General features: G+C 59.4%; 2 protein-coding genes and 1 tRNA gene. 1 reads left to right on the top strand and 2 read right to left on the bottom strand.

Going from position 1 to position 4,698, the window contains the following annotated elements:
• Window positions 1-36: 36 nt before the first annotated feature.
• Window positions 37-1,296: a hypothetical protein gene (locus AB8E48_RS08845; protein WP_368886466.1), complete on the bottom strand. Its 1,260-nt coding sequence runs from the start codon at window positions 1,294-1,296 to the stop codon at window positions 37-39.
• A 386-nt stretch (window positions 1,297-1,682) separates the two neighbouring features.
• Window positions 1,683-4,355 (bottom strand): aminopeptidase N, encoded by a 2,673-nt coding sequence (gene pepN / locus AB8E48_RS08840; RefSeq protein WP_368886465.1) that lies wholly within the window; start codon window positions 4,353-4,355, stop codon window positions 1,683-1,685.
• Between the two features lie 219 nt (window positions 4,356-4,574).
• Here pepN and AB8E48_RS08835 point away from each other — a divergent pair.
• Window positions 4,575-4,660, top strand: a tRNA-Leu gene (locus tag AB8E48_RS08835).
• Window positions 4,661-4,698: the final 38 nt, after the last annotated feature.

Genomic DNA, 4,698 nt, shown 5'->3' with positions numbered 1-4,698 from the left:
TTTGCGTTGTATCTTTACGCTCTGTCGTGGAGGAGTTTATGCCTTCGAATCTGCTTCTTCTTCAGACTCGTCGGTTTCTTCGTAGTCTTCTTCGTACTCGTCGTAGGCTTCGTAGTCACCGTAGTAGGGCTGACGACCAAAGTAGAAGGCAACTGCCGCGACAGCGCCACCCAGAATCGCGATGAGGATACCGAGCATCGGGGTCCACAGCATCGAAATCAGGCCGGCGACCAGAACTGCGAGGCCTGCACCCTTAATCAGGTTCAGAAGACGTTCGCGCTCGGAGGGTTCGTAGTATTCCTCTTCCTCAATGCTGTACTCGATAACCGGCTTCTCCGCGGCAGGTTCGCTGCGGGTCGGCTCGGGTGCGGAGGAGCCACCGGTCAGGGAGCTCATGAAACCGCGACGCTTCTTCGGAGCCTGCTGTGCAGAGGACTCCAGGTAGTGGCGTTCACCTTCGGTGGGTACGAATGCCGGGGGCACCTCGTAGTCTTCACCAACGGGCAGTAGAGCCGGAACGTTGTTGGGCAGAGTCTCGTACCATTCCTGCGGAATATCTGCTGGGCGTGCAGCCTGAACGGTCAGCGAAAGTTCGAGGGTGTTACCGCGAATGGTGCCCCACGCGCTGGTGAGGCGGTCGTTCTCGAACGCGTAACGAATCACGGGGGTGAGCTGCTCAGACATTTGGGTGCTCAGGCGACCGACGAGCTTACGGTCGTGGCGCACCTCCACACTGTCAACCACGCGGCCGTCGGAGGTCTTCAGCTGGTTTGCTTCCAGGGTCAGGATCACGCGGCCTTCACCGCTGGGCGGCAGGATGCTGTGCAGGTATTCGGAGTGCTCTTTCTCGTCGAGCACCTTCATAGAGGGGCCCTGGGGCAGCAGGGTCGCGCGGGTCGGTGCATCGTTGAGAGGGAAGAGAGAGCTTGGCGCGGACAGGGAGAGCACGCCGGTGCTCTTCACGTGCATGCCGCCGCCTTCTGCGCGTACGGCAACAGCGGAGAGCTGCAGGTGCGCGATGGGCTCGTAGCCGGAGGCGACCACGCGGGTAATGGATTCCCAGTACGCAGCGGAGTCCTCCACACTCATACGGCCTACCTTGAACTCGTCAATGTAGACGGCAATGCTATTGGGCTCGTAAGGGTTATCCGGTTCGGGAACAAGACGCGCTTCACCGTACCAGATACGTTCACGGTCGATGTGCAGTTCCTCAAAAATTTGGAGGGTTTCTGCTTCGTAGTAATCATCGGTGACAATGTCAACGCTACCGCGGTCACCGAGTGCGTAATCGACCACTGAAAACTCCTTCTGATATGTCTAAGCGAGCGGATACCTAGTCTATTCTCTCATGCTTTCAGAGCGGACAGCTCACAAAAAGGGGTGACATTTATCTGTCTTTTAGCACCGGGTGCATGTAGTTTTGTGTTGCAGCGAAACTGCCCCGGTAATGAGTGCCCACGTCAGTGTGTGAACCACCGCATGAGGGAAATATTTAGACGGCGCACCGCCGCCGTGAATTCTATAGATGAGTCAGAAAAAGACCACCGCCCGGCACACCCCGGTGTGTTACCGGAGCGTACCGAACGGCAGTCTCTCACAGCGGGTTGAGAACCTGGTGAGGGAGAGCGGAACCTAGTTAGGTACCGGCTAACACCCCATCTCAGCTGCTCAAACCGTGCAGCTTAGCCCTGCAGGGAAGCGTTGAACTTCTGAGCCACAATCGAACGGCGGCCGTGGTCCTGAGCCTCCAGAACCAGACGGCGCAGAGCCGACGGAGCCTCGGGGTTCGCCTCCAGCCACTTCTGAGCCAGCGCCACGGAGGGGTTACCCTCAACACCCAGACCCTCGGTGGAGCCGGTGTTGTACGGAGCCTTCGGGTACAGGCCACGCACAATGCGGGTCGCCATACCAATCGAACGGGACGCCCAGAGGGGCAGCAGAGCCTCAAAGTAGGAGTCGTAGTAGGACTCACGCAGCTCGACCGGACCGCGAGCAAAACCGTTAATGGTCGAAGCCAGAGCGTCGTTCGACAGCGACTCGTCTTCCATGATGGTCTTGTACGCTGCAGCCTTACGCTCAGCAGAGGGCAGGGCAGCAATCGCGTACGCGTAACCATTCGAAGAAATCGAGGAGGGGCTGTACTTAGCGGCACGGTCCAGGTCCTCAACGGTGACCAGGTTGCGGCTTGCGAGCGCACCCAGTGCACTCCAACCCAGGTTCTGGTCGTAAGGAATACCGGTTGCGTCGGCAATATCGCCGGTAGTGTCTTCGAACGCACCGCGGGCAATATCGCGGCAGAGCTCTTCACCCTTGGTTGCGTTGGTGGAGACCGAAATCAGGCCGCGCAGCAGGATCAGCTGCTCATCGGAGCCGGGCTTAGCCTGTGCCAGTGCGGCTGCGAATGCGTCGTAGAGAGCGTCGTAGAGGCGCTCGCGGCCGGTGGGTGCGGAGAAGGTTGCGATAGCGACCTGTGCGTTGTTGACCATGGTGCCCAGCAGGGATGCGCTCGGCTCCTTGGAGACGTTGCGGACGACTGCATCGACGTAGGTGGTGACGGGCAGGCGTGCGTCGCGCACGTTCTCCCAGAGGGAGCCCCAGATGAGGCCGCGGGAGAGTGCGGACTCGAGGGTGGAGACACCTTCGATAGCTGCCTGCAGGCCGTCTTCGTCGGTCAGGGCGACCTTGGCGTAGGTGTGGTCCTCTGCGTTGAGCATGAGCAGGTCAGCTTCGCCAACGAGCTTCTTCTGCTCGTCGGTGAGCTCCACACGGTACTCGGAGACGGGCTCTGCCGGGTACTCGAGGGAGAGCAGGCCGGTGGAGACGAGCTTGCCGTCGGTCAGCGCGAAGGTTTCCAGCTTTGCCACGTGGGGGCGGCCCAGACCTGCGGGCTGCTGTGCGGGCAGTTCCTGGGTGAGGATCAGGTCGGTGAGCTGACCGTCTTCGCCGTAGACGCGCTTGGTGCCCAGTGCGGACACGCCGGAGGTCTGCAGCCATGCGTTAGCCCATGCCTGCATGTCACGGCCGGACACCTCGTTGAGTACCTGCAGGAAGTCGTTCAGGGAGGTGTTGCCCCACTCGAAGCGCTTGAAGTACACGCGTGCTGCCTCGATGAAGGTGTCGAAGCCGACGTAGGCGACCAGCTGCTTGAGCACGGATGCGCCCTTTGCGTAGGTGATGCCGTCGAAGTTCTGCGATGCTGCTTCCAGGTGGGGGATGTCAGCGACGATGGGGTGGGTGGTGGGCAGCTGGTCCTGCATGTATGCCCATGCCTTGCGGTTGTTCGCGAAGGTGACCCATGCGTCGTTGAAGTTGTTGGCTTCCTTAGCGCCGAGGGTGCCCATGAAGTCTGCGAAGGATTCCTTGAGCCACAGGTCGTCCCACCACTTCATGGTGACGAGGTCGCCGAACCACATGTGTGCCATTTCGTGGCAGATGGTGTTGGTGCGGCCTTCGAGGTCGTCCTCGGTTGCGCCGGAGACGAAGATGTAGTCTTCGGTGAAGGTGACCAGGCCGGGGTTCTCCATTGCGCCGATGTTGTATTCGGGTACGAATGCCTGCTCGTACTTGGGGTACGGGTAGGGGTAGTCGAAGAGGTCCTGGAAGAAGTCCAGGCCGTTTTCGGTGACCTTGAAGATGTGGTCGTAGTCGAAGTGCGGCTTGAGAGACTGGCGGCAGTAGACGACCAGGGGAATGTCACCGCTGTTGACCTTGCTCTTGGGCTTGTAGGTGGTGGTTGCGGTGAAGTATTCGCCGGCGACGATTGCGGTGATGTAGGTGGAGATCTTTGCGGTGGGGGAGAAGACGCGCTTGGTGATGGAGTCGTCGGTGGGGTCTACGACCTGGGATTCGAGTACGCCGTTGGAGCTGACAACCCAGTCCTTGGGTGCGGTGATGCGGAAGTTGAAGACTGCCTTCAGATCGGGCTGCTCGAAGTTCGGGAAGACTCGGCGGCAGTCGGAGGGTTCGTACTGGGTGTACAGGTAGACGCGACCGTCGGAGGGGTCGAAGTAGCGGTGCATACCTTCGCCGGAGCGGGAGTAGTAGGAGCGACCGTGGATGGTGAGCACGTTTTCAGCCTGCAGGTTGGGCAGGGTGATGCGTGCGCCGTTGACGACATCGGCCAGGGTCAGTTCGGTGCCGTTGAGCTTAACGGAGTCGACGCTGTGGTGGATGTAGTCGATGAAGGTTTCTGCGCCGGGGGTGTTGCAGGAGAATCGGACGGTGGTGACGGTGGGGTAGGACTCGAATTCGGGGTCCTTGGCGTTAGTCAGGTCGACATGCACGTCGTAGGTGTCGACACTGATGAGAGCCGAACGTTCTGCGGCTTCTTCGCGGGAGAGGTTCTCATTATTCATGCTCTTTATTCTAGTCGTAATGACCGAAAATATGGCAGTTGAACGGGCGTGCCCGTCATATTAGTTGAGGTGGGAGGGGCTGCGACGCGGTTTGAAATAAACGATACTCAATATGTGACACAGAACATACTCTTTCGATTTGCGGAGTGTTCAGAAAGCCCGTATAGTATTACGTGTTGCTTCGAACGGCACCGAAAGGAAAACGTTCGAAAGTCACCTGCGCGGGTGGCGGAATAGGCAGACGCGCTAGCTTGAGGTGCTAGTCCTCGTATTAGAGGGTGGGGGTTCAAGTCCCCCCTCGCGCACAGATAATCCCCGGTTCTTCGGAACCGGGGATTTTTGT

This window comes from Rothia mucilaginosa (genome assembly GCF_964211445.1).
Lineage (GTDB): Bacteria > Actinomycetota > Actinomycetes > Actinomycetales > Micrococcaceae > Rothia > Rothia mucilaginosa_E.
Note: the sequence above shows the minus strand (reverse complement) of the source record. Positions and strands in the feature narration are given on the sequence as shown.

What these genes read in the sequence shown, in the direction of transcription:
- pepN (WP_368886465.1), bottom strand. Translation starts at nt 4,355, where the DNA reads ATGAATAATGAGAACCTCTCCCGCGAAGAAGCCGCAGAACGTTCGGCT.